This is a genomic window from Stenotrophomonas sp. 364, assembly GCF_009832905.1.
GTDB lineage: Bacteria > Pseudomonadota > Gammaproteobacteria > Xanthomonadales > Xanthomonadaceae > Stenotrophomonas > Stenotrophomonas maltophilia_AP.
The window spans coordinates 921,318-946,662 of record NZ_CP047135.1 but is presented as its reverse complement, the minus strand read 5'-3'; the positions used below and the strand labels follow the sequence as shown (position 1 = coordinate 946,662).

Sequence of the window (25,345 nt, the reverse complement as noted above, 5' to 3'; positions counted from 1 at the left end):
TCCTTGATATTTGAGGTTAAAGCGCTTAAGTCAAAACGGAAATGAGCAGAGGATCTGCTCCCAGCATCACTCGCTCAACTCGCGTCATCTCTTCCAGCAATCGCGCATCGTCCACCTTGGTATAGCGGCCGGTAACGTCCCGGCTGTTACGATGATTGAGGAGCCGCTTCACCACCGCATACGAAGCCACTTCTTCGGCCACTGTAGCAAAGGTCCGACGCAGGTCGTGGGTCCGAAGCGCCTCGATCTCGCCAGCCTTCTTCAAACCCTGCAAGATCGCCTTACTGTCCAAGTAGTGGCCTCGCGCGGCCCTGCTGCTCCGAGCGGGGAAGACCCAGGGAGACTGGCTCTTCTGAGACGCCTCCTCGCGCAGGGTCAAAAGGCGTTTGGCGCCTGGCGCAAGCGGGAGCGTGTGGGTGGAGCCGTTCTTGGTATTGGCAAACGACACCCACCCGCCTTCCAGATCCACCCAAGAGCTGATCGAAAGATCTCGCTTATCGATCCGATGGCGCCATTTCAACGGGGCTGCCTCACCCCGCCTGGTGCCCCAGAGAAGCGTCAAAAGCAGGTAGTCGCACGCCGTGCGGTAGTTATCAACCTTTCGCCGCTCCCAAAGCGCCGCCAAGAAGCGCCCGAGTGAACCATCGCGAAGCTGCATCGGGTTGCGAGCTTGGCTTGCTTCATAGTCCGCCTCCAACTGCTCCCGCGTTCGGTACCGCCCTTCTTGGTGAAGCACCGTAAACGGATTGATCTGCAACGAAGGCGACCGGCCCGCGTTGGCGGCAATTCGCTTTTCCCGATCCATGCAATAGCCCACCGCGCGGCTGGCCCAGCGGAAGGTCAGTTCTGCGGTGGTAACGGTTGGCTTATCAAAAGCCGTGGTTGTGGCATTTGCACGCTTCGTCCCCTCGGCCAGATGGCGCTTGCCCTTGGCGATTTCGTCAAACGCGTCCAAGATCCGCTGTTCGTTGACCAAGTCACCGATAGGCAAATCCAACAGATCCACCTCAGCCCGACCGAGCCGCTTCTCCGCGTATTCGAGCCCCCGAAGACTGCTGTCCTTGGCGGGCCTTGCCCGCTCGATCAGGTGACGGCGATAGAGCGCGAAGCACGCCTCCACCGTCATCAGGCTTACCCGGATCTCGTCCTTGTCGATTTGCTTGGCCTGGGCGGGCGTCTTTCCGCTGGCTTGCATGGAGGCCAGTGCAACCTTGGCGTCTTCACGGGCCTTGGCAAGGGTGATGTCCCGGCAGTTCCCCAACGTCGCTTTGAGCACACGGGGTCCGATGCGCCGCTGCAAGATGTAGCTCATCCCGGTTCTGTTCACCGCCACCCCAAAGCCAACCGGCGCATCTCGGTGGCTGTCGAACACCACATAGCGCTTCTGATCCGTATTCGGGGCAAACTTGACGATCTTGCCGTCGGCGTTGACCTCCGGCACGCGCGTGAAGGACAGCTGCTCTTTGACCATGGTCGCCGTGAGCGCCAGACGTCGAGAGGCCTTGTTTTCCATCGTGTAGCTCCGGGTCGACCCTGTTTCGCTGGACGTTATCCTAGGGTGCTACTTTGGCGCTACAGGTGACTGTCCAAAGACGGGAATAGATGTCCCTACTCGTTCACAGTTGCTGCCACACAGATTACTTAAAGCATTGATTGATATGTCAAAAATTGAAAAGCAGCAGAAATCCGGAAGCGCGGCAGAGCATACCCCGCTCATGAAGCAGTTCTTCGCCGCAAAGTCCGAGTACCCGGACCTGCTGCTGTTCTTCCGCATGGGCGATTTCTACGAGCTGTTCTACGACGACGCGCGCAAGGCCGCGCGGCTGCTGGACATCACCCTCACCCAGCGCGGCAGCTCCGGCGGCGCGCCGATCCCGATGGCCGGTGTGCCGGTGCATGCCTATGAAGGCTACCTGGCACGGCTGGTGGCCTTGGGCGAATCGGTGGCGATCTGCGAGCAGATCGGCGACCCGGCCCTGGCCAAGGGCCTGGTGGAACGCAAGGTGGTGCGCATCGTCACCCCTGGCACGGTCACCGACGAAGCGCTGCTGGACGAGCGCCGCGACACCCTGCTGATGGCGCTGTCGCGCGGCAAGCACGGCTATGGCCTGGCCTGGGCCGACCTGGCCGGTGGCCGCTTCCTGGTCAACGAGGTCGATTCGGAAGACGCGCTGGAAGCCGAGCTGGCCCGGCTGGAGCCGGCCGAGCTGCTGGTGCCCGATGAAGAAAACTGGCCCGAGTTCCTCAAGCACCGCAACGGCATCCGCCGCCGTGCGCCGTGGCTGTTCGATGCCGACAGCGGCCGCCGCCAGTTGCTCGCCTTCTTCAAACTGCACGACCTGACCGGCTTCGGCATCGACGACAAGCCGCGCGCCACCGCCGCGGCCGGCGCGCTGCTGGGCTATGTCGAAGAGACCCAGAAGCAGCGCCTGCCCCACCTGACCGCGATCGCCACCGAAACGGCCAGCGAAGCCATTGCGATGAACGCGGCCACGCGCCGCCACCTGGAACTGGACACGCGCGTTGACGGCGATACCCGCAACACCCTGCTGGGCGTGCTCGACACCACGGTGACGCCCATGGGCGGGCGCCTGCTGCGCCGTTGGCTGCATCGCCCGCTGCGGCTGCGCGATGTGCTGGTGCACCGCCACGATGCAGTGGCCACGCTGATCGACCGGGGTGCCGAGGGCGACATCCGCGATGCCTTCCGGGCACTCGGCGACCTGGAACGCATCCTCACCCGCGTGGCGCTGCGTTCGGCGCGCCCGCGCGATTTTTCCACCCTGCGCGACGGCCTGGGCCTGCTGCCCGAGGTACGCGCGGTACTGGCGCCGCTGGATTCGCCGCGGCTGGTGGCGCTCCATGCAGCGCTGGGGGAGCATGACGAATGCGCGCACCTGCTGGCCAGTGCGATCGCGCCGACGCCGCCGATGAAGCTGAGCGATGGCGGCGTGATCGCCGAAGGCTTCGATGCCGAGCTGGACGAACTGCGCCGCCTGTCCACCCATGCCGACCAGTTCCTGATCGACCTGGAGCAGCGCGAGCGCATCAGCAGCGGCATCGCGACGCTGAAGGTCGGCTACAACCGCGTACATGGTTACTACATTGAAATCAGCAAGGGACAGAGCGACAAGGCGCCGGTGCATTACACCCGCCGCCAGACCCTGACCAATGCCGAGCGCTACATCACCGAAGAGCTGAAGTCGTTCGAGGACAAGGTGCTGTCCGCGCGCGAACGTTCGTTGTCGCGCGAGAAGGTGTTGTACGAGCAGTTGCTGGACACGCTGGGCGGGCAGCTGGAGCCGCTCAAGGAATGCGCCGGTGCGTTGAGCGAGCTGGACGTGCTGGCCGGTTTCGCCGAGCGCGCACAGGCGCTGGACTGGGCGCGCCCGGAGCTGGAGACCGCGCCGTGCCTGCGCATCGAACGTGGCCGCCACCCGGTGGTGGAAGCCGTGCGCGAGCAGCCGTTCGAGCCCAACGACCTGGACCTGCACCCGGACCGCCGCATGCTGGTGATCACCGGCCCGAACATGGGCGGTAAATCCACCTACATGCGCCAGAACGCGCTGATCGTGCTGCTGGCCCACATCGGCAGCTTCGTGCCGGCCAGCCGCGCGGTGATCGGCCCGATCGACCGCATCCTGACCCGCATCGGTGCCGGCGACGACCTTGCGCGCGGGCAGTCGACCTTCATGGTCGAAATGGCCGAAACCAGCTACATCCTGCACCACGCCAGCGCCCACTCGCTGGTGCTGATGGACGAGATCGGTCGCGGCACGTCGACCTACGACGGCCTGGCCCTGGCCGATGCGGTGGCGCGCCACCTCGCCTACCAGAACCGCTGCTACACGCTCTTTGCCACCCACTACTTCGAGCTGACCGCACTGGCCGACGAGCAGCACGAAGGCGGCCCCAGCGGCATCGCCAACGTGCACCTGGATGCGGTGGAGCACGGCGACGCGCTGGTGTTCATGCATGCAGTGAAGGATGGCCCGGCCAACCGCAGCTTCGGCCTGCAGGTGGCCGCACTGGCCGGCCTGCCGAAATCGACGGTCGCCCAGGCCCGCCGTCGCCTGGCCGAACTGGAGCAGCGGGGCGGGGAAACCCATGTCGCCACGGTCACCCCGCAAGCGCTGGATGCACCGCAGCAGTTCGGCCTGTTCAACGCCCCCAACACCGCTGCCCAAGACGCGCTGGCAGCCATCGACCCCGACGAGCTCACCCCAAAGCAGGCGCTGGAAGCGCTGTACCGGTTGAAGGCGCTGATCTGACCTTCGCCCGGCACGACCAACGGTCGTGCCCCACCGGGTGATGCGGCATCGCCCAGCCGGCGGCACCCGACCATTGGTCGGGTGGTCCCTTCGCGTTGCCGTAGTAAATCCGGCGGTATGCTCGGGCGGTCATCCACCTGACTGGAGTCCGTCGTGAACAACGCATCGCTTGCCGCCTCCCTCTTCCAACAACTGCAGCAGGGCCAAGGCCTGCAGCAGGTATCCCGGCAATTGGGCATCGAACCTGCCCAGGCCAGCAGCGCCGTGGGCGCGGCCCTGCCGCTGCTGCTCGGCGCGATGGGCCGCAACGCCCAGCAACCGGAAGGTGCCGATGCACTGCTTGGCGCGTTGCAGCGCGATCACGCGCCGGCCGCCGGAGGCGGCTTCGACCTGGGCGGTCTGCTGGGCAGCGTGCTCGGCGGCGGCGGTGGCAATGCCACCAACGGCGCCGGCATCCTCGGCCATGTCTTTGGCGGCAACAGCGACCGTGCGGCCCAAGGCCTGAGCCAGGCCACCGGGCTGGACAGCAGCAAGACCAGCCAGCTCCTGGCCATCCTCGCCCCGATCGTCATGTCCTACCTGGCGCAGCGCTTCGCCAACGGCGGCAATGCCGGCCAGCTCAGCCAGGCACTCGGCCAGGAAGCTCAAGCGGCCAGCAGCGGCGGCCTGCTCACCTCGGTGCTCGACCAGGACGGCGATGGCCAGCTGGGCATCGGCGACCTGCTCAAGCTGGGCGGCGGGTTGCTCGGCAAGCGATGATCTCGCGCGGACCTTGGGGGGGGTGCCGCTGGCAAGGGCGCGTGGAGCCGGCCACCGGCCGGCACTACCCGCGCCTCGCTATAGGGCAGGCCTATCATTTTGGTTGATTCGTTCGAATTTACCGAATGCCTGAACGTGCTTAACGTAGAGGCATTCCCGCAGGAGATCGTCGGATGCATCGATTGACCCCATCGCGCACGCGCGTCCAATCCCTGCCCATCGACCGTGCCGGATGCTCCTCGCCCTGAGCGATGCGCTCTTTCCGATCGCCCTGCCCAATCGCGGCAGGTGCCCACATTCGCAAGTACACAGGTAGCGACCCATGAAAAGCGAAGCCAAGTGCCCGTTCAACCACGCCCTTGTCGGCGATGCCACCACCAACCGCGACTGGTGGCCCAAGCAGCTGCGCGTGGACCTGCTCAACCAGCATTCCAACCGCTCCACCCCGCTCGATGACGGCTTCGACTACGCCGCCGCGTTCAAGGGGCTGGACTACGCCGCACTCAAGGCCGACCTCACCGCACTGATGACCGACTCGCAGGAGTGGTGGCCAGCCGACTTCGGCCACTACGGCGGCCTGTTCGTGCGCATGGCCTGGCACAGCGCCGGCACCTACCGCATCGGCGACGGGCGTGGCGGCGGTGGCCGTGGCCAGCAGCGCTTCGCCCCGCTCAACAGCTGGCCGGACAACGTCAGCCTGGACAAGGCGCGCCGCCTGCTGTGGCCGATCAAGCAGAAGTACGGCCAGGCCATTTCCTGGGCCGACCTGCTGATCCTCACCGGCAACGTCGCGCTGGAGTCGATGGGCTTCAAGACGCTGGGCTTCGCCGGCGGCCGGCCCGATACCTGGGAGCCGGACCAGGACGTGTACTGGGGCCGCGAAACCACCTGGCTGGGCGGCGACGTGCGCTATGCACATGGCTCGGAGGGCGTGCAGGAAGACCACGGCGTGCTGGTGTCCGATGACGACGCCGACGGCGACGTGCACTCGCGCGACCTGGAGAACCCGCTGGCGGCCGTGCAGATGGGCCTGATCTACGTGAACCCCGAAGGCCCGGACGGCAATCCGGATCCGCTCAAGGCGGCCTTCGACATCCGCGACACGTTCGGCCGCATGGCCATGGACGACGAGGAAACCGTGGCCCTGATCGCCGGCGGCCACAGCTTCGGCAAGACCCACGGCGCGGGCCCGGCCGACAACGTTGATGTGGAACCGGAAGCGGCGGGGCTGGAGAGCCAGGGCCTGGGCTGGGCCAACCGATTCGGCACCGGCAAGGGCGGCGACACCATCACCAGCGGCCTGGAAGTGACCTGGACGCGCACCCCGGCGCAGTGGAGCCACGACTTCTTCGAGATCCTGTTCGGCCACGAGTGGGAACTGACCAAGAGCCCGGCCGGTGCGCACCAGTGGGTGGCCAAGGACAGCGAGGCGATCATTCCCGACGCGCATGATCCGTCGAAGAAGCATCGCCCCACCATGCTCACCACCGACCTGGCGCTGCGGGTGGACCCGGCCTACGAGAAGATCTCGCGCCGCTTCCTGGCCGAGCCGCAGGCCTTCGCCGACGCCTTCGCACGCGCCTGGTTCAAGCTCACCCACCGCGACATGGGACCGCGCTCGCGCTACCTCGGTCCGGAGATCCCGGCCGAGGAATTCATCTGGCAGGATCCCGTACCCGAAGCGACCCGGCCGTTGATCGACGCCCAGGATATCGCTGGCCTGAAGCAGCAGATCGCCAACGCCGGTTTGAGCGTGGCCGAGCTGGTGTCCACCGCGTGGGCGTCCGCATCGACCTTCCGCGGCTCGGACAAGCGCGGCGGTGCCAACGGCGCGCGCATCCGCCTGGCCCCGCAGAAGGACTGGGCGGTGAACCAGCCGCAGCAGCTGGCCAAGGTGCTGGCCGCGCTGGAGAAGATCCAGGCGGGCTTCAACGGCAACGGTAGCAAGCAGGTGTCGCTGGCCGACCTGATCGTGCTGGCCGGCGGCGTGGGTGTTGAACAGGCGGCCAAGGCCGGTGGCCACGACATCAGCGTGCCGTTCACGCCCGGCCGCACCGATGCCACCCAGGAACAGACCGACGTGGACTCGTTCGCAGTGCTGGAACCGTACGCCGACGGCTTCCGCAATTACCTCAAGGGCCGTTACAGCGTGCCCGCCGAGGTGCTGTTGATCGACAAGGCGCAGCTGCTTACGCTGACCGCGCCGGAGATGACCGCGCTGGTCGGCGGGCTGCGCGTGCTGGGGGCCAACGTCGACGGCAACGCGCAGGGCGTGCTGACCGATCGCCCGGGTACGTTGAGCAACGACTTCTTCGTGAACCTGCTGGACATGCGCACGCAGTGGAAGGCCGCTGGCACTGGCTACGAAAGCAGCGGTGCCAAGCGTTGGACCGGCAGCCGGGCCGACCTGGTGTTTGGTTCCAACTCGGTGCTGCGTGCGCTGGCCGAGGTGTACGCCAGTGCCGACGGCGAGAAGAAGCTGGTCCGGGATTTCGTCGCCGCGTGGACGCGGGTGATGGAACTGGATCGCTACGACCTGCACGCCTGAGCCATCCAGGGGACCGACCTGCGGGTTGGTCCCTTGCGGCGCCCGTCGACATGCCCTTCGACGGGAGGCGGTCGCACGCGCGGGTCAATGACCAGCGGCGCGCAGGCGTTTGAGGATCGGGGCGAACTGCGGGCTGTCAGTGCGCTTGGGCGTCGGCACCTTGCCCGCCTCCACGTCCTGCCAGTAGGTCCAGGGCAGCGCGGCATCGCCCAGTTCGTAGTCCATGCCATCCCACGCATCCTCGCGGAACGCGTAGAAGGCCCAATGCACCTTTTGCGCCTCAAGCACGCGCAGCACGTCCTCCAGGTAGGCCGGGCAATCCGCCCAACGGCGCATGCAACCGAACTCGCCGACCACCATCTGGCTCCGCGCCACGCCATGCTGGTCGGCCCAGGCAATGGGCTGCTGCAGGTAGCTGGCCACACGCCCAGCATCCCACCGTTCCTTCCCGGACCCGAACGGCAGCACCGCCGGATATCGATACGGCGGGCTCCGCTTCTGATTGGGCGCACTGGTGGCCGCGTACGGCTCATACATGTGCACGCTGTACAGCAGATGGGGATCTTTCAGCGGCCCAGGCCAGTACGCCAACGCGTCGGCCGCGGCATACCAGCCCGGGTCCAGCATCAGCGGCATGTCGGCGTCGACCTCGCGCACGGCCGCGATCAGGCCGGTGTAGAAACGCGGCAGATCGCGCGGCCCGTCCTTCACCGTGGCATACCAGGCACGCATCGCGGCCGGGTCGGCGTGTTCGCGCAGCCTGGTGCCGTACTCCGGCGCGGGCTCGTTGATCAGGTTGTAGGCCACCAGCGCCGGGTGCCCGTGCAGCGCGCGCGCGAGGTCGCGCCAGAAGGCCTGCGCCGGCAGGTGGTTGTCGAACGACTGCCAGAGCCGCTGGTCGACCACGCCGTCGTTTTTCTGCTTCCAGCGCAGCAGCGGCAGCGACAGCGGCACCAGCACCACCTTCATGCCGGCAGCATCGGCATCGTCCAGCACACGTCGCAGGGTGGCGACGTCGGCCGGCACCAGCCCCTGGTAGCGATCGGCGTTGCCCATCAGGAAATCGCGCCCGCCCGCCGACCGCCACTTGTCCGGGGTCAACCGTACCCAGGTGGCACCGGTGGCGCGCAGCGCATCGAAATAGCCGCGGTCGGGTGGCTGTTCATTGAAGCTGTTGCCACCGCGTTGCGGCTGGCTCCAGAAAGCACCGGCGGCCGCCTGCGCACCGAAGGCGAACAGGCACAAAGACAGACAACAGAGGCGGATCAACAGCGGGCGCATGGGCGCGACTCCTTGAACGAAGCAGCAGCCTGAAGCATGCCTCTGGAGCGCACCGTGACTGTGCGCGTGTTTCCGCCATCCATAGCAACAATGCGCGGAAACCCGGAATCCGCTAGAGCGAATCGATGTCCCCGAGCGCACGGATCAACCGACGCGCGCGCTTGTCCGGCCGATGCTCCGGCGGCAGGTAGCCATTGCGCGCGGCCTGGCGTTGGGCATGCGCCTCCGCCCGTCGCGCACGCGACGCCTCGCTTTCCTCATACAACTGCTGGGCCACCGGCGCCGGCCCGCGCAGCTCGCTCAGGCCACGCACCTGCACGTCGTAGACGTCGTCGCCCCGGCTGATCTGCAGCTGCTCGCCCACGCGCACCGCGCGCGAGGATTTGGGGCGCTGCCCGGCCACGTCCACCTTGCCCGTCTCCACGGCCTGCTTGGCCAGGCTGCGGGTCTTGAAGAAGCGTGCGGCCCACAGCCACACATCCAGCCGCACGGCGGCCAACGGCGTTGCTTCGATCATGCGGGTTGTTCAGCTCCCCGGCTCTGCCGGTCGTCGGTTCAGGGGGTGCGGCGCCGCCGGATTACCGCGGCAGCCGGTGCCACCGATCAGCACGGGTACGCCCGCATCAAGATCCCGGCGCTCGCTGCCGACCTGGCATTCCGGTCGGTCCATGGGCCGCACCTGCGCATCGCCGAGGCGGTCCATACCCGAAGAACATGCGGGCAGCACCGCGGCAATCAAGAGCGGCGCCAGCACGGGAATGAACCGGTCAGCCAGTGCGGCGCGCCGGCACCTGCTGCGGTTGAGCGTCTGCATCGCGATATCTCGCTGACGGGCTTGATGCTAGTGTGCCTCTCCCCGAGCCCGATCTCCATCGCACATGGCCAAGGCGCCGCTTGACCTGACCACCGGCCCCATCGGGCGCAACCTGTTCCTGTTCGCGCTGCCGATCCTGGCCGGCAACATCGCCCAGTCGCTGAACGGGTCGGTGAATGCGATCTGGGTGGGGCGCTTCCTCGGCGAGGCCGCGCTGACCGCAACGGCCAACGCCAACAACATCATGTTCTTCCTGATCGGCTCGGTGTTCGGCATCGGCATGGCCGCCACCATCCTGATCGGCCAGGCCATGGGCGCGCGCGACATTCCCCAGGCACGCCGGGTGATGGGCACCAGCGCCACCTTCTTCATCGGTCTGTCGGTGGTGATCGCCATCGCCGGCTGGTGGCTGTCGCACCCGCTGCTGGCCGCGATGGGCACCCCGGCCGAGTCGCTGCCGCTGGCCGAGGCCTACCTGCGCATCATTTTCCTGGCGATGCCCACGCTGTACGCGTTCGCGTTCCTGAGCTCGGCGTTGCGCGGTGTCGGTGATTCGCGCACGCCGTTCCGCTTCCTGCTGCTGTCGGTGGTGCTGGACATCGGCTTCAACCCGCTGCTGATCTTCGGCATCGGCCCGTTCCCGCAGCTGGGCATCGCCGGCGCCGCGTGGGCCACGCTGATCGCGCAGACCCTGTCGTTGATCGGCCTGCTCTGGTACATGCGCAACAAGCGGCACGTGTTGTGGCTGGGACGCAAGGATATGGCGATGTTCCGCATCGACACCACCATCCTGCGTGCGCTGGTGGTCAAGGGCGTGCCGATGGGCCTGCAGATGGTGCTGATCTCGCTGTCGATGATCCTGATGATGAGCATGGTCAACGGCTACGGCACCGACACGGCCGCCGCCTATGGCGCGTCGCTGCAGCTGTGGACCTACGTGCAGATGCCGGCGATGGCGATCGGCGCGGCCTGTTCGTCGATGGCCGCGCAGAACGTCGGCGCCGGCAACTGGGACCGCGTGCGCGGCACGGCGCGCAGTGGCGTGCTGTACAACTTCCTGCTCACCGGCGTGCTGATCCTGCCGCTGATCCTGCTGGACCGCTACACGCTGGCGCTGTTCCTGCCCGAGGCGAGCCAGTCGCTGGAGGTGGCCCGCCACCTCAACCACATCGCGGTGTGGTCGTTCCTGTTCTTCGGCGTGAACTTCGTCATTTCCGGCGTGGTGCGCTCCACCGGCGCGGTGATTCCGCCGCTGCTGATCCTGGCCGTTTCGCTGTGGGGCATCCGCGTGCCGTTCGCCGAACTGCTGCAGGACAGCTGGGGCGCCGACGCGGTGTGGTGGAGTTTCCCGGTCAGCTCGTTCTGCGCGATGCTGCTGTCGCTGGCGTATTACCGCTGGGGCGGCTGGCGCAAAGCGCACATGCTGCCGACCCGTCGCGAAGAGATGGCGGCCCCGGCCGAAGTGCCGGCCATGCCGCCGTCACCGGTGGCCGACCTCAACCCGGACGCGCCGCCCACGGCGGCCCCGCAACCGGTGCCACACCGCACCGGTTAAGCGGCACCCCCATCCGGCAGGCTGCGCCACGCTGGCAGCCGGTAGCGCTGCTGTTGGGCGCGCATGATCAGCCCCATGATCACGCCGAACATCACGCCGGCGACGCCGGCGCTGCCCACGATCCCCCACGTTTTCAGCGGCACCAGCAAGCCGAACAGCGGCAGCATCAACACGCCCCAGGCCACGCCGAAGAACACGCCCATCAGCAGCGCGTTGGCGGCGAACCCGGCCAGCAGCGGTGGCGGCATCGCGATCCCCAACCGCCACAGCAGCCGGTGCAACGGCGGTGCGCGCAGCGCCTGCGGAACACCGGCATCGTGCATGAGCTGCAGTGCGGTGCGGACCTTGGCGGGGTAATGGGGCATCGTCGTCCTGACCTGAGTGGGGGGATTACCGTAATGGGTGCGTGGCCGCCAGGGCAACTCCACACGCCGTTGGCATGCGCCACAAACGAAAACGGCCACCCGAGGGTGGCCGTTCGTTGCGCGACAACCGGGGTTGTCGGCGCGGTATTACTGGGCAGCCTTGGCAGCAGCCAGGCGGGCCTGCTTGGCCTGCGCAGCGGCAGCCAGATCTTCCTTGATGCGGGCAGCCTTGCCTTCCAGGCCACGCAGGTAGTACAGCTTGCCGGCGCGGACCTTACCACGACGCTTCACTTCGACCGAGTCGATGATGGCGCTGTGGGTCTGGAAGACGCGCTCGACGCCGTAGCCGTGCGAGATCTTGCGGACGGTGAACGCGGAGTTCAGGCCGGCATTCTTGGTGCCGATCACGACGCCTTCGTAAGCCTGGACGCGCTCACGGTTGCCTTCCTTGACCTTCACGTTGACGACGACGGTGTCACCCTGGCTGAACTTCGGCAGCTCGCGGGTGATCTGGGCGGATTCGAAATCCGCAAGGATGGTTTTGTTCAGCTTGCTCATGGGTGCACCGATAGTGTTCGGGTGGTCGTGTCGTTCGACAACGTGGGCTCATGCAGTCACCGGACTGTGCTGCACGTTTTTTGTAGGGTTTCCACCACCGGGCGCAACGGCCTGATGGGAATCGCCAATGATAACCGAAGATTCCTGCCCCGCGCTAGGGGGAAGGGTCGTCGGCAAGGGCCTGCCGGGCCTGCGCGAGCAGAATCCGGTCGGCCTTGGACAGCTGGGCCTCGTCAAGCAGGTCCGGCCGCCGGGTTGCAGTCCGCAGCAGCGACTGCTGGCGGCGCCAGCGCGCGATGGCGGCATGGTTGCCCGAGCGCAGCACGTCCGGGACACTGCCCCATTCATGCTGGGCAGGGTGGCTGAAATGCGGGCAGTCCAGCAGCCCTTGCGGGCCTTCGAAACTGTCCTGGGCGGCCGATTCGGCATCGCCCAGGGCGCCTTCCTGCAACCGGGTCACAGCATCGACGATCACCGCCGCGCCCAGCTCACCGCCAGACAGGACGTAATCGCCGATCGAGATTTCCTCGCTGACCTCCGCATCGAGGAAGCGCTCATCGATGCCTTCATACCGCCCGCACAGCAGGATCATGCGCGGCAACGCGGCCAGTTCACGCACCTTGGCCTGGGTCAGGGGCGCGCCCTGCGGGCTGAGGTAGATCACCGGCGCAGGCGCCGGGTCGGCCGCCTTGGCCGCGGCCAGGCAGGCGCGCAGTGGCTCGATCAGCATGACCATGCCGGGGCCGCCGCCGAACGGACGGTCGTCCACCCGGCGGTAATTGCCTTCGGCATAGTCCCGCGGATTCCAGCCATGCAGGTCGAGCAGGCCGCGCTCGGCGGCACGGCCGACCACGCCCAGCGCGGCCGACTGTGCCATGAACTCGGGGAACAACGTGATGACGTCGATTCTCACCGGATCAGAACTCCGGATCCCAGTCGACCACGATCAGGTTGGCCTCGAAATCCACCGAGACAACGAATTCGGGCTGCACGAACGGAATCATCCGCTCACGGTCGCCCTGCACCACCAGCACATCGTTGGAGCCGGTCGAGAACAGGTGCGACGCCCGCCCCAGTTCGACGCCGTCAACGGTACGCACCTGCAAGCCTTCGAGGTCGACCCAGTAATACTCGTCGGCCTTCGGCGGCGGCAGCGCGCTGCGCGACACATAGACTTCGGTTCCGTACATCGACTCGACCACATCGCGGTCGGTGATGCCCGGAAACACCGCGACCAGATGCTTGCCGGACTGACGTCCGCGTGCCCCGGTCAGGGTGCTCTCCTGGCCGGCGGGCGTACGCAGGATCCAGGGCTGATAGTTGAAGATGGCGGTACGCGGCTCGGTCCAGGACTCGAGCTTGATCTCGCCTCGCACACCAAAAGCGCCGACAATCCTGCCCAGCAGGATCCGGCGCTCGGTATCTTTCATCTGAATAGACCGAATGGGCCGCGGCGGGCGCGGCCCGTCAGGATCAGGCCGCCGAGGCCTGGGCCTTGGTCGCTTCCTTGTACAGGTTGCGAACCTTGTCGGTCATCTGGGCGCCGTTGGCAACCCACTTGTCGACCAGCGGCAGGTCCAGCACGATGCGGGATTCCGCACCCTGGGCCACCGGGTTGTAGTAACCGACGCGTTCGATGTTGCGGCCATCACGGGCGCTGCGCGAGTCGGTCACGATGATGTGGTAGAAGGGACGCTTCTTGGCGCCGCCGCGGGTCAGTCGAATCTTGACCATGGTGTTGTTTCCTCAATTGCCCAGTCGCCAGGATGGCGCGGTAAGCCCGCGATTATAGCGGCGGCCTGCCGCCATTCCAAGCCTGTGAAGACCGGTCAAGCTGAATAGCGCGCTAACCTGCGCTACTGATGGCCCCCAGAGGCTGCCAGGGGGCGGCCTCCAGGCTGCCCCGCGCCCATTGGCAGAACATCTCGGACCGGGTGAAGGCCACCCCGTCGATGGCTTCTATCGGCCAGACCCCGGCCGAATTGCAGGCGATGGCCCCGCTGAACCGGTCCAGTTCGGCCAGCGCCACCGGGCGCACCTGCTGCTGCGCCGGTGCGAACCCGGCCTGCAGCAGCCGCTCGTGGGTACCGCGCAGGGCCGGCGCCTGCGGCCACACGACCTGGTCGCCCTGCAGGAAGGCGATGTTCCAGGTACTTCCCTCGCTGACCTCCCCGTCGTCGGTGACAAACAGCGCATCATCGAACCCGTCCTGCACCGCCCGCCGACGCTGTTCGAACAGCGCGAAGGTGCCTACGTGCTTGAGGTGCGGCAGCTCGCGCTGGTACACCACCGAACGCACGCGCCGCGCCGTGGCCGGCATCGTCACCGGCGGCGCGACCGCCACCAGCACATCCACCGCAACCGGGCGCAGCGGCTGGCGGAAATCGAACGCACGCGAGAACACCGTCACCCGCAACGCGGCATCGCGCATCTCTTCGGCGTGCAGCGCGTGCTGCATCCAGGCCTGCACCTGCGCCGCCTCCAGCGTGGTGCCGAACAAGGCTTCGGTCCCCTGTTGCAACCGCCGCAGGTGCAGGTCCAGACCCTGCACCGCGCCACCGCGCACCTGCAGCGAGGTGAAGTGGCCGTAGTTGGTCAACGCGCCGGCAAGATCCTCGACGCTGGCGCGCTGGCCGTTGCAGTAGAGCGTCATTCCAGCAGCGCCCGCGCGTCGGACCACATCTGCTGCAGCACCTCGGTGGCTGGGCGCGCCGGTGCCATCCAGGCCGATTGCCCGGCCCAGGCCTGCATGGCATCGATGCGGTGCTCGCGGTTGGCCTGCGCGCGCATCGATGCACTGAGCCCGCGCTGCACCGGATACGGCCGCGGCGGCGGCGCGTCAGGACCGGCGGCGGCGCGCACGTAGGCGGTGGCCAGCCCGCGACCAAGCCGGCCACTGAATGCCCGCGTCGGCCAGGTGTCTTCGGGTTCGGCCGCGGCGAGTGCCTGCGACCAGGCCGGGTCGATCGCGCATTCGGGGGTGCGCAGGAAGGCGGTGCCTACCTGCACCGCGCTGGCACCGAGCAGCAATGCGGCAGCAACGCCGCGCCCATCGGCAATGCCGCCAGCGGCGATTACCGGCACCTGCAGGCGGTCGGCCAGGCGCGGCAGCAGGGCGAACAGCCCCACCAGCTGGCGCTCGGCCGCGTCGGGGTCGAAGGCACCACGGTGCCCACCCGCTTCAAAACCCTGCGCCACCACTGCATCGGCCCCCGCCGCCTGCGCGGCCAGCGCTTCGGACAAGGTGGTGGCGCACGCGAACCAGGCGATGCCGGCGTCCTGCAGACGCTGCACCTGCGTGTCGCTCAACACGCCCATGATGGTCGAGGCCACCGCCGGACGCGCGGCGATCAGCGCATCGAACTGCGCATCGAAATCGGCCGGGCCGGCATCGGCGGCGCTGGCCGGCACCTCCGGCCCCCACTGCGCCAGGAAGGCGCGCGTGGCCGCTTCGGCCTCGGCATCGCGCTGCGGCGGCGCGTCAGGCACCCACACATTGACCTGGGCCGGCCCGCTGGACTGCGCGCGGAAATCGTCCATCCACGCCACGATGTCCGCCGGCTGGGACAGCACCGCGCCCATCGCCCCCATGCTGCCGGCCGTGGCCAGCGCGGCCGACAGCGGCACCGGGCAGGCGCCGGCCATAGGGGCGAGCAGGATCGGGGCCTGCAAGGCAAAACGCCGACAGAAACTGTCGGCGCGTTCGAGGATCGGCGAAAGACTCACGCGCGGCGCACCTGTAGGGTCAGACCCGGCCAGCATACGCCGCACCGCCCTGCCCGGCATGCACCCCGGCAGGATTCAGCGCGCCGACACCGCGTAGGTGCGGACCAGCTGGCTGTCCATTTCTTCGTTGAAAGTGAAGGTCACATAGCGCGCGTCGTCGGCGGCGAATTCTTCTTCGACCACGGCCCGGCCGATCTCGGTGCCCTCGGCATCCAGCGCGCGTGCCACCAGCTTGCCCTTGAACGGCTTGTCGGCCACCACGTACACCGCCGCGTCCTTGGAGCCCATGCCACGGCTCTTGCCCTGGGTCACGGTCAGGCCGCGCGCGGCCAGGCCGGGGTCGGTCTGCAGCGTCACGCTCATGCGCTTGTCCACGCCCTCGCCCAGGCCGGCGACGAAATCGGCGGCGGTGCCGCTGATCGCACTGCCTGCCTTCTGCGACATCGACGTGTCGTCCTTGCAGGCGGCCAGCGCCAGGACCAGCGCCACCACCACGATCGACTTGTTCACGGGCATTCCTTTGAGAGATTCAACAGCGGGCTAGTCAATCACCCGGCCAGGACACTGGCAAGAGGCACCGGCGCAGGCCGGTGACGCGTGCGGACACTACAGTGGAACAGAGGCTGCGCGGGGGCCCGAAGGCCGACCGCGCACAGGGCACTCAGCGGAACGGCAGGCCGCCGCGGCCGCCCATGGCCCCCATCATGCCCTTCATGCTGCGCATCATGCCCTTCATGCCGCCGCCGGCCATCTTGCTCATCATCTTTTCCATCTGCTGGAACTGCTTCATCAGCTTGTTGACGTCGGCCGGGGTGAGGCCGGAACCGCGCGCGATGCGTGCACGGCGCGAGCCGTTGAGCAGACCCGGGTTGCGGCGTTCCTTCTTGGTCATCGAGTTGATGATGGCGATCATGCGCGGCACTTCCTTGCCCTGGCTGACCTGCTGCTTGAGGTGCTCGGGAATGTTGCCCAGGCCCGGCAGCTTGTCCATCAGGCCGCCGATGCCGCCCATGTTCTGCATCTGCTCGAGCTGGTCGCGCATGTCGTTGAGGTCGAACTTTTTGCCCTTGGCGACCTTCTCGGCCAGCTTCTGGGCCTTGTCCTTGTCGACCTGCTGCTCGACCTGCTCCACCAGCGACAGCACGTCGCCCATGTCCAGGATGCGGCTAGCGATACGGTCGGGGTGGAACACGTCCAGGCCGTCGGGCTTTTCGCTGACGCCGACGAACTTGATCGGCTTGCCGGTGATGTAGCGCACGCTCAGTGCGGCACCGCCACGGGCGTCACCGTCGGTCTTGGTCAGCACCACGCCGGTCAGCGGCAGCGCTTCGCCGAAGGCCTTGGCGGTGTTGGCCGCGTCCTGGCCGGTCATGGCGTCGACCACGAACAGGGTTTCAGCCGGGTTGACCGCCGCGTGCAGCGCCTTGATCTCGGCCATCATGGCGTCGTCGATGGCCAGGCGGCCGGCGGTATCGACGATCAGCACATCGGCGAACGACTTGCGTGCGTCATCGATGGCCGCGCGCACGATCGCTTCGGGCTTCTGGTCGGCACTGGAGGCAAAGAACAGCACGCCCACCTGGTCGGCCAGGGTCTTGAGCTGCTCGATCGCGGCCGGACGGTAGACGTCGGCCGACACCACCATCACCTTTTTCTTGCGCTTTTCCTTCAGGTGCTTGGCAAGCTTGGCCACCGTGGTGGTCTTGCCCGCACCCTGCAGGCCGGCCATCAAAATGATCGCCGGGGCCGGCACGTTGAGGTTGAGGTCCGACGCCGCCGAGCCCATGACCGTGGTCAGCTCGTCGCGCACGACCTTGATCAGCGCTTGGCCGGGGGTCAGCGACTTGAGCACTTCCTGGCCGACGGCGCGCACCTTGATGCGCTCGACCAGGGCCTGCACGACCGGCAGGGCGACGTCGGCCTCAAGCAGCGCGATGCGCACTTCGCGGGTGGCCTCGCGGATGTTTTCCTCGGTGAGGCGACCGCGGCCACGCAGCCGCTCGATGGTGCCGGAGAGGCGCTGGGTCAGGGACTCGAACATGGAGGCAACCTGTTCAGAACGAAAGACAGAGAGACGCACAGTATAGCGGGTCCGCCAAGCACCCCGGACCGCACCTGCGCCCCGTGGCCGCAGGCATCGCCAGCACCCCGGGGGTATGCGAAACTGCCACGATGACAATCGTTCTCATCGCGACCCTGCTGTACCTGACCGCCACCGCCCTGCTGGTGCGCGCCGTCGGCCGCGATGACGCGATCCGCTCACCCGCCTGGCTGTGGCCGGCGCTGCCGGCGATGCTGCTGCACGGCGGCTACCACGTGCTGGTGGCGATGCGCACCACCGGCGGCCCGGACATGCACTTCTTCGCCGCGCTGTCGCTGGTGGGCCTGGGCATGGCCTGGCTGACCTCGCTGGTGGCTGCGCGCGGGCGCATGGCCGCGCTGGGCGTGCTGGTGTTCCCGATGGCCGCGGCGGTGCTGTGCATCTACCACGGGTATGGCCATGAGCCGAGCAAGCCGCTGGGCTGGCAGTTGGCCACGCACGCGTGGATGGCGCTGCTGGCCTACGCCACCCTGAGCGTGGCCGCGCTGCTGGCGATCATGCTGTGGCTGCAGGAACGCGCGCTGCGCCGCCGAGACTTCCGCCCCTGGCTGCGAGCCCTTCCGCCGCTGGCCGACCTGGAAGCCCTGCTGTTCCGGGTGATCACGGTCGGCTTCGCGCTGCTCACCCTGACCCTGGTCACCGGCGTGCTGTTCGTCGATGACCTGCTGGCCCAGAAGCTGGTGCACAAGACCGTGCTCAGCGTGCTGTCGTGGATCGTGTTCGGCACGCTGCTGATCGGCCGCCGCCGCTACGGCTGGCGCGGTGCAAAGGCGGTGCACTGGACGCTGACCGCGATGGCGCTGCTGCTGCTGGCGTTCTTCGGCAGCCAGTTCGTGATCGAACTGGTGTTCGGGCATGCGCGGTAGAGCCGGGCTCTGCCCGGCTGCGTGATTCAAGGTTGCCGGGCAGAGCCCGGCACTACGCCCGGCTGCTGATCCAGGGTTGCCTCGTAGAGCCGGGCTCTGCCCGGCTGCGTGATCCAGGGTTGCCGGGCAGAGCCCGGCACTACGGGTGTTCCCATTGCTGGGCGGGAGCCGGGCAATGGTTTACATGGGCGCCGACAACAAGGCGCGTTGCGATTGCCCGCTGTCGGTGATCATGTCATCCACCCGCCAGCAGCCATCGTCGGCGCGCGCCAGCGTCAGGCGGGTCAACCGCGCGGCCCTCCACACCCGGTAGCGCGCTTCCACGGTGACGCGCGTGGCCTGCGTCGACGGCGTGGCCGTGAATACCGGCGGCGCATCGATCTCACCGTCCTGCCCATCCAGCCAGGGATCGCTGTCGAACCGGCAGATGCCCTCTTCCACCCGCTGGCATTCGCGTTCGGCCGCCAGCAACTGGGCGAAACCGGACGTAAGCACGCTCGGGGAGGTGGCAAGGAAATCGTCCGCGCTGGCCTTCAGGAAGGCCTGCCCCACTGCCACCGGATCACCACACGCCGGCGCGCCCTGCACCACCGGCACGCACAGCGCCATCAGCACCATGCCACCGCACATTTTCCAACCAAATGTCCGCATATCCCATTTCCTTCCCTGTGAATGGGCCGGACGCCCCAGCGGCGCACCCGGCCTGGCTCTTACAGACCGTAGCGCTCGATCACGTCCACATGACGCTGCTCGTCCTGGCCACAGGCCTCGGCCAGGCGCAGCCAGCACAGCCGGTGCGGCCAGTGCGCGGTGGCCTCGAGCAGGAACCGGTGCAGGTCCAGCGGCGGCTGTTCCAGCGGCTGTGCCAGAGTGAACAGCACGCCCGGCAGCGGCGCATCGTCGCCCTGGGCATCGGTGAGCTGGTAATCGTCCGGGCTGTGCGTCCACAGCTTCCAGCCCCGGGCCTCCACGGCCTCGGAGAATGCGGCCCACGCGTCTTCACCGGGGTGCACGCCGTCGACCAGCCAGCTGCCTGCATAGCCACCGCGCTGAAGCAGGTGGACTTCGGCGTAGGTGGGCATGAAGCGCTCGCGCTCCTGCTCGTCCTCCGGTGCCGGATGGACCAGCTCGGCGTCGAACACCACCCAGTCATTCACGCGCTGGCGGCGGTTGGCCGGTGCGTTCTCGACGATGCGCGCGGTGACCGGGCCGGTGCGGCGCGCATAGTATTCGATCGGCTCGCCACCCTCCATGCAACGGATGATCACCCAGCCGAAGGATTCCTCGACCGGGCCGTCGGTGCTTTCCAGTTCCATGCCGATGGCCGCTGCCGAACCACGCACGGCGGCCCACTCGCCGGCGGCACTGGCGGCGGTCATGTGGTCCCAGTGCGCGCTGCGCGGCTCTTCCAGTACCTCGGTAAGGTGACGGTACTGCGCGGCCGCGTCCTGGAAGCGCTGCTGGGCCATCAGGGCCATCGCCAGCAGGTTGCGGGCGCCATGCGACTGCGGCGAAAGGGCCAGCAGCGCGCTGCTCGCCTGCTCCAGCGCGGGCCAATCGGAGAGCTTGTGCGCCATCTGCGCCTGGCACCACAGTGCGAACACCGGCACCCGCGCCTGGTAATGCTGCGCCAGGCGATCCAGCCCGGCCTGGTCGCCACGCTGCACCAGCAGGCCCATCAAGGAGTACGCCGGGGGGGCATCCTCATGTCCGTGGCGCTCGACGAACGCCCACAGCAACGCAATCGCGTCATCCTCGGCGCCGCAGGCATTCAGCGCCGAGGCGGCGACATCCAGCATCGCCGCGTCGTCGGGACGCTGCTCCACGCCCTGCAGCAACCACTGCGCCTCGCGTTCCGGGTCGCGCCCGTCGCCCTGCTCGCCCTGTTCGACCAGCCAGTCCAGCAGGCCCTCGGCGGGCACCGGCAACGCCGCCGCGCCGGGGGCGGCATCGAGGCGCGCAGCCATCGCGGCCACGGCCTCGCTTGCACCGCGGTCCTGGCGCAGGCTGGCCAGGTGCTCCCGGGCCAGCGCCAGGTGGCGCCGTGCGGTCCACACCGCGCCACGCTGCAGCGCCATGTCCACGCACAGTCCGGCAATCTCGATCACGAAGCGATGCGCACCGACCGCTGCGTAATGCGCCAGGGTCGCGCTGAGCCGGCGGCCCAGGTCCCAGCTGTTGCGCTCGGGTGCGTTGCGCACCAGCAGCGCCACCGTATGCGCCCACATGCGGCGGTAGTTCGGCGACAACTGGTTCCATGGCACCAGCGATTCCAGCGCTTCTTCATCGCGACCCAGCTGCGCCAGCGCCCATGCGCGCGACAGTTTGCGCGGGAGGGTGCAGTTTGCCGGCTCGTAGTCACCCTCGGCATCCACCTCGGCCTGGCGCGCGTCGATCAATGCCAGCGCCTCGGCCGCGCGGCCGCTGGCGAGCAGGATCTTGATGCGCATTTCCGGGAAGCTGTCATACACCTTGCCGCCATGCGCCAGCACGGTGCCGGCCTGCACGTCCAGGTAATCCAGGGCGCCCTGGCTGTTGCCGTCGTCCAACAACGCATCGGCCTTCTCGCAGCTCAGGCACTGGAAGCACGCCCAGCTCGGATCGATCCGCGCCAGCGTTTCCTCGCAGACCTCGATGCGCTCGGGCACCCAGCCGGGGCCGTCGATGTTGCCGTAACAGGCCGCCAGGTCCTGGGTTACGCAGACCGACTGCGGGCACTCCACCGTGTCGGCACGGTGCGCGCGCTCGAACAGCGCCACGGCGTCACCCAGCGCCGACTCGCCTTCCAGGCGGTTGCCGACGCGGTTGCGCATGTCCCAATGGCCGACGAACACGTCCAGCCACGGATTGCCCAGCGTTTTGCCCAACGCATGCGCTTCGGGCAGCAGGGCATCCACACGGTCCAGGCGCAGTTCGCAGACGTCGTCGGTCAAGCGCGTCAGCAGTTGTGCGCTCTGCGCCTGCCCGGCTTCGCCAAGATCGTCCTGCAGTTTTTCCACCCAGTTCCAGATATCCATGCGATCGTGTCGTCCTGCCGTGCGTAATGATGAAGAAAGGGAATATCAGCGCGCCTGCAGCATCTGCTGCAGGGCATCGGCGATGTCGCCGAACGCGCGGTTGAGGTCGTTGCTGGCCGCGCCGCCGTCCTGGGCGCGCCCCTGCGCGCTGACGATCACCTTGAGCGAGCGCAGCAGGCGCGCGGCGGACGCGGCCTGCGGGTTGCCGGCGCGCATCGCCGCCAACAACGCCTGCACGGCGGGGTTGTCCAGGTTGAGATACAGGCGCGAGGGTGCGCGCGCGACGATCCGGGCGGTGAACTGGCGCGCCAGCCGCAGCGCGGCCATTGATACACGCTTGTCGTTTTCGTCGTCTTCCAGGCGGCGTTTCAGCTCGGCTTCGCGGTCGGGCACCACCACCACCGGCAGCTCGGCCGGGCTGAAATGCGCCGGCAACAAGTGCTCACCGTCGCCCAGGTGGGTTTGCAGCCACTCCATGTCCGCCTCGGGCAGCGTATCGGTGCGGAACAGCGCGCGGTTGCCTTGTTCGGTGCCCAGCTCCACCAGGCGCATGCCCTTGGCCTGGGTCCAGCGGCGCAGGAACGGCACCACCGCGTAACGGTTGCCATGCGCCACCGGCACGCCCATCGCGCGGAACAGCATTTCCTCGAAACCGCCGCCGTTGTCCAGGATCACGTGGACCGCACCGCGCGACGGCAGTTCGCTTGCCTTGATGTCGCCCTGCGAGCTTGGCACGCGCACGTGTTCGAGCAGCAATTGGAACAGGCGCTCATCGCACAGCGAGGCACCCAGCAGGGCTTCGTTGTGCCGCGCCAGGATGCGTCGCCAGGCCTCCGGCTGCTGCCGTGCGATCTCCACCAGCCCATCGATGAGCGCCTCGCCCAATGCGTGCTGGACTGCGCTGTAGGTTTCATCGCGCTGCAGGTCCTCGCGGCTGGCGGTAGGCGTCAACCGGCTGGATTCGATGACACCACCGATGAAACCGGCCCAGGGCGGCAGCAGGTCGCGTGCGTCGTCGTCGAGCAGCATGCCGCGCACGAACACCGAGAGATTGCGGTTGTCGCTGGTGCCGTAGGTGGCGCCGTCCTGTACCCAGAGCAGGCCCACCGCATCGCTGCCGCCATCGGCGCGCAGCGGCATGCAGGCGATCGGCTCGAAGCTGCGCTCGAAGTGCGCGGCGAACTCCAGGCCACGGCGCTGCGCCTGCAGTGGGTGCATGACCACGCCGGCCTGCGGACGCCATGGCGGCGGCTCGGGGTTGATCGCGCGCGCATCCTGGCCGATGTGGATCGGCTCGCCCAGCAGCGCGCAATAGCGGCCGAGGATATCGCGCAGGTTCTGCTCCTGCGCCAGGTGCACGTAACTGCCATGCAGTTCCAGCACCACTTCGGTGCCGACCGCGCGCGCCGGCATCGGGGACACCGTGTACTGCTCGGCGTTGCTGGAGACATAGCAGTGGCCCAGCATCGGCTGCTGGTAGGAGGTGGTGCGCACGGTCACCCGGCGCGCCAGCACGAACGCGGACAGGAAGCCCAGCCCGAACATGCCGATCAGGCCTTCGTCGTCCTCGCCGGCCTGGCGCAGGCCACGGGTATAGCCCACGCCGACCGTGGCCAGGTAATCGTGGATTTCCTGCTGGGTCAGCCCGGCGCCGGTATCGATGATGCGCACGATGCCGTTGACCGCATCGCCGTGCACCTCGATCCGGCCCGGCTCCTGCCAGTCGGCCTGTTCCAGGCGCCGTCGCACCAGCGAATCGTGCGCGTTCTGCACCAGTTCGCGCAGTGCCACCACCGGGGTGGAATACAGATGCTTGCCAAGGACAGTCATCAATCCGTTGAGGTCGACACCCGCGCGACGGATCTCGCTGGCGCCCTGTACATCCAGGGGAGTCTCTTGCATGGAATCGTTTTCTCTGGCGGGCGCACCCCGGCCGGGATACGCGCTGGAACGAGGATTTCAGGGGAGGAAAACTAGCACAGCCCGGCCGCGCATTGCCTGCGCGGCGGGTGCCTCGGAAACACCGCGTTCAGGCCGCTTCAATCGCCTCGGACAGCCGCTCCACCGCGATCACCTCCATGCCCTTCACGCTGCCGGTCTTGGGCGCGTTGGCCTTGGGCACGATCGCGCGCTTGAACCCATGGGTGGCCGCTTCGCGCAGACGATCTTCGCCGTTGGGCACCGGGCGGATCTCGCCGGAAAGACCGACTTCGCCGAAGGCAATGGTCTTCTCGGCCAGCGGCCGGTCCTGCAGCGAGGACAGCACCGCCAGCAGCACCGGCAGATCCACCGCGGTTTCCTGCACCCGGATGCCGCCCACAACGTTCACGAACACGTCCTGGTCGCCGGTGAGCACGCCACCGTGGCGGTGCAGCACTGCCAGCAGCATCGCCAGCCGGTTCTGCTCCAGCCCCACCGCGACGCGGCGCGGGTTGGACAGCGGCGAGGTGTCCACCAGCGCCTGCACTTCCACCAGCAGTGGCCGGGTACCCTCGCGGGTGACCATCACGCAGCTGCCGGGCTGCTGCGTGCTGCCGCCGGAAAGGAAGATCGCCGACGGGTTGGAGACTTCCTTCAGGCCCTTCTCGCCCATCGCGAACACGCCCAGTTCGTTGACCGCGCCGAAGCGGTTCTTGAACGCACGCAGCAGGCGGAAGCGGCTGCCGCTCTCGCCTTCGAAGTACAGCACCGCATCGACCATGTGCTCGAGCACCCGCGGCCCGGCGATACCGCCTTCCTTGGTGACGTGGCCGACCAGGAACACGGCGGTGCCGGTTTCCTTGGCGAAGCGCACCAACCGCGCGGCACTCTCGCGGACCTGGCTGACCGAGCCGGGCGCGGCGGTCAGCGATTCGGTCCACAGGGTCTGGATGGAGTCGGCCACGATCAGCTTGGGCCGGGCCACGCTGGCGTGCTGCAGGATCGCTTCCACCTGGGTTTCGGCCAGGGCGTTGACGTTGTCCAGCGGCAGGTCCAGCCGCACCGCGCGGCCGGCGACCTGCGACAGCGACTCCTCACCGGTGATGTACAGCACCGGCAGGGTGGCGGCCATCTTCGCCACCGCCTGCAGCAGCAGCGTCGACTTCCCGATGCCGGGATCGCCGCCGACCAGGATCACCGCGCCCTCGACCAGGCCACCACCGAGCACGCGATCGAACTCGCCGATGCAGGTGCTCACCCGCAGGTGTTCGGTCTGCTGCACGTCCTTGAGCGCCATGATCCTGGGTGCATCGACCTTGCCCGCCCACCCCGAGCGGCGCGACGCCGGCGAGGACTTGCTGGCGGGGGTCGCGCTTTCCAGGGTGATCTCGGTCAGCACGTTCCAGACGCCACATTCGGTGCACTGGCCCTGCCACTTGCTGTATTCGGCGCCACATTCACTGCAGACGTACGCGGTGAGTCGCTTGGCCATGTCCACTTCCACTTCATCGGTTGTCGGGCAGGATAGCCGAGCCGCGTCGCAGCAACCGAGACGCCGCCTCAT

General features: G+C 67.7%; 22 protein-coding genes. 5 read left to right on the top strand and 17 right to left on the bottom strand.

What is annotated here, in order from left to right:
• Positions 1-25: 25 nt before the first annotated feature.
• Positions 26-1,513, bottom strand: a complete 1,488-nt coding sequence (locus GQ674_RS04475) for a tyrosine-type recombinase/integrase (RefSeq protein WP_159496114.1) — start codon at positions 1,511-1,513, stop codon at positions 26-28.
• A gap of 202 nt (positions 1,514-1,715) precedes the next feature.
• Here GQ674_RS04475 and mutS point away from each other — a divergent pair, with 202 nt between their 5' ends.
• From mutS to katG, 3 genes are all read left to right on the top strand, one after another.
• Positions 1,716-4,271 (top strand): DNA mismatch repair protein MutS, encoded by a 2,556-nt coding sequence (gene mutS / locus GQ674_RS04470; protein ID WP_159496113.1) that lies wholly within the window; start codon positions 1,716-1,718, stop codon positions 4,269-4,271.
• 153 nt (positions 4,272-4,424) lie between these two features.
• Positions 4,425-5,030, top strand: a complete 606-nt coding sequence (locus GQ674_RS04465; protein ID WP_159496112.1) for a DUF937 domain-containing protein — start codon at positions 4,425-4,427, stop codon at positions 5,028-5,030.
• A 322-nt stretch (positions 5,031-5,352) separates the two neighbouring features.
• The gene (gene katG / locus GQ674_RS04460; RefSeq protein WP_159496111.1) at positions 5,353-7,578 is read left to right on the top strand and encodes a catalase/peroxidase HPI; all 2,226 of its coding nucleotides are present in this window, start codon (positions 5,353-5,355) and stop codon (positions 7,576-7,578) included.
• An 84-nt stretch (positions 7,579-7,662) separates the two neighbouring features.
• Here the strand turns inward: katG and GQ674_RS04455 are convergent, their stop codons facing one another.
• The 3 genes from GQ674_RS04455 to GQ674_RS04445 form a co-directional block, all read right to left on the bottom strand.
• Positions 7,663-8,859 (bottom strand): cellulase family glycosylhydrolase, encoded by a 1,197-nt coding sequence (locus GQ674_RS04455; RefSeq protein WP_159496110.1) that lies wholly within the window; start codon positions 8,857-8,859, stop codon positions 7,663-7,665.
• Between the two features lie 112 nt (positions 8,860-8,971).
• Positions 8,972-9,376, bottom strand: coding sequence for an RNA-binding S4 domain-containing protein (locus GQ674_RS04450; RefSeq protein WP_159496109.1), 405 nt, complete (start codon positions 9,374-9,376; stop codon positions 8,972-8,974).
• Between the two features lie 9 nt (positions 9,377-9,385).
• Positions 9,386-9,673 (bottom strand): hypothetical protein, encoded by a 288-nt coding sequence (locus tag GQ674_RS04445; protein ID WP_236546183.1) that lies wholly within the window; start codon positions 9,671-9,673, stop codon positions 9,386-9,388.
• A 64-nt stretch (positions 9,674-9,737) separates the two neighbouring features.
• On the opposite strand from GQ674_RS04445, the gene GQ674_RS04440 reads away from it, so the two are divergent.
• Positions 9,738-11,228 carry an MATE family efflux transporter gene (locus tag GQ674_RS04440; protein WP_159496108.1) on the top strand — a complete coding sequence of 497 codons (1,491 nt, stop codon included), beginning with the start codon at positions 9,738-9,740 and terminating at the stop codon, positions 11,226-11,228.
• Here GQ674_RS04440 and GQ674_RS04435 read toward each other — a convergent pair.
• The 9 genes from GQ674_RS04435 to ffh all read right to left on the bottom strand — a co-directional run bounded on the left by GQ674_RS04435 (position 11,225) and on the right by ffh (position 17,918).
• Entirely contained in the window at positions 11,225-11,593 is a 369-nt protein-coding gene (locus GQ674_RS04435; protein WP_159496107.1) for a DUF6404 family protein, read from the bottom strand. The genes GQ674_RS04440 and GQ674_RS04435 overlap by 4 nt on opposite strands.
• Positions 11,594-11,740: 147 nt before the next feature.
• Positions 11,741-12,151: a 50S ribosomal protein L19 gene (gene rplS / locus GQ674_RS04430; protein ID WP_038689625.1), complete on the bottom strand. Its 411-nt coding sequence runs from the start codon at positions 12,149-12,151 to the stop codon at positions 11,741-11,743.
• Positions 12,152-12,305: 154 nt separating this feature from the next.
• The gene (gene trmD, locus GQ674_RS04425) at positions 12,306-13,064 is read right to left on the bottom strand and encodes a tRNA (guanosine(37)-N1)-methyltransferase TrmD (protein ID WP_159496106.1); all 759 of its coding nucleotides are present in this window, start codon (positions 13,062-13,064) and stop codon (positions 12,306-12,308) included.
• A 4-nt stretch (positions 13,065-13,068) separates the two neighbouring features.
• Positions 13,069-13,581, bottom strand: a complete 513-nt coding sequence (rimM, locus tag GQ674_RS04420) for a ribosome maturation factor RimM (RefSeq protein WP_128096302.1) — start codon at positions 13,579-13,581, stop codon at positions 13,069-13,071.
• A gap of 43 nt (positions 13,582-13,624) precedes the next feature.
• Positions 13,625-13,885 (bottom strand): 30S ribosomal protein S16, encoded by a 261-nt coding sequence (rpsP, locus tag GQ674_RS04415; protein WP_017356068.1) that lies wholly within the window; start codon positions 13,883-13,885, stop codon positions 13,625-13,627.
• 112 nt (positions 13,886-13,997) lie between these two features.
• The gene (locus GQ674_RS04410; RefSeq protein ID WP_159496105.1) at positions 13,998-14,804 is read right to left on the bottom strand and encodes an aminotransferase class IV family protein; all 807 of its coding nucleotides are present in this window, start codon (positions 14,802-14,804) and stop codon (positions 13,998-14,000) included.
• Positions 14,801-15,877 carry a nitronate monooxygenase gene (locus GQ674_RS04405; protein WP_159496104.1) on the bottom strand — a complete coding sequence of 359 codons (1,077 nt, stop codon included), beginning with the start codon at positions 15,875-15,877 and terminating at the stop codon, positions 14,801-14,803. The genes GQ674_RS04410 and GQ674_RS04405 overlap by 4 nt, the downstream gene beginning before the upstream one ends.
• 75 nt (positions 15,878-15,952) lie before the next feature.
• Positions 15,953-16,387, bottom strand: a complete 435-nt coding sequence (locus tag GQ674_RS04400) for a hypothetical protein (protein ID WP_141057214.1) — start codon at positions 16,385-16,387, stop codon at positions 15,953-15,955.
• 151 nt (positions 16,388-16,538) lie between these two features.
• Positions 16,539-17,918, bottom strand: a complete 1,380-nt coding sequence (ffh, locus tag GQ674_RS04395; protein WP_038689636.1) for a signal recognition particle protein — start codon at positions 17,916-17,918, stop codon at positions 16,539-16,541.
• 131 nt (positions 17,919-18,049) lie between these two features.
• Between ffh and ccsA the strand changes: the two genes are divergently transcribed.
• Positions 18,050-18,844, top strand: a complete 795-nt coding sequence (gene ccsA / locus GQ674_RS04390; protein ID WP_159496103.1) for a cytochrome c biogenesis protein CcsA — start codon at positions 18,050-18,052, stop codon at positions 18,842-18,844.
• A gap of 180 nt (positions 18,845-19,024) precedes the next feature.
• Here ccsA and GQ674_RS04385 read toward each other — a convergent pair whose 3' ends face one another.
• From GQ674_RS04385 to radA, 4 genes are all read right to left on the bottom strand, one after another.
• A complete protein-coding gene (locus GQ674_RS04385; RefSeq protein WP_159496102.1) occupies positions 19,025-19,495 on the bottom strand; it encodes a hypothetical protein in 471 nt (156 codons plus the stop codon).
• A gap of 59 nt (positions 19,496-19,554) precedes the next feature.
• Entirely contained in the window at positions 19,555-21,861 is a 2,307-nt protein-coding gene (locus tag GQ674_RS04380; protein ID WP_159496101.1) for a hypothetical protein, read from the bottom strand.
• Between the two features lie 45 nt (positions 21,862-21,906).
• On the bottom strand, positions 21,907-23,763 hold the full coding sequence (locus GQ674_RS04375; RefSeq protein ID WP_159496100.1) for an ATP-binding protein: 1,857 nt from the start codon (positions 23,761-23,763) through the stop codon (positions 21,907-21,909).
• 127 nt (positions 23,764-23,890) lie between these two features.
• On the bottom strand, positions 23,891-25,273 hold the full coding sequence (radA, locus tag GQ674_RS04370) for a DNA repair protein RadA (protein ID WP_159496099.1): 1,383 nt from the start codon (positions 25,271-25,273) through the stop codon (positions 23,891-23,893).
• Between the last annotated feature and the right edge of the window lie 72 nt (positions 25,274-25,345).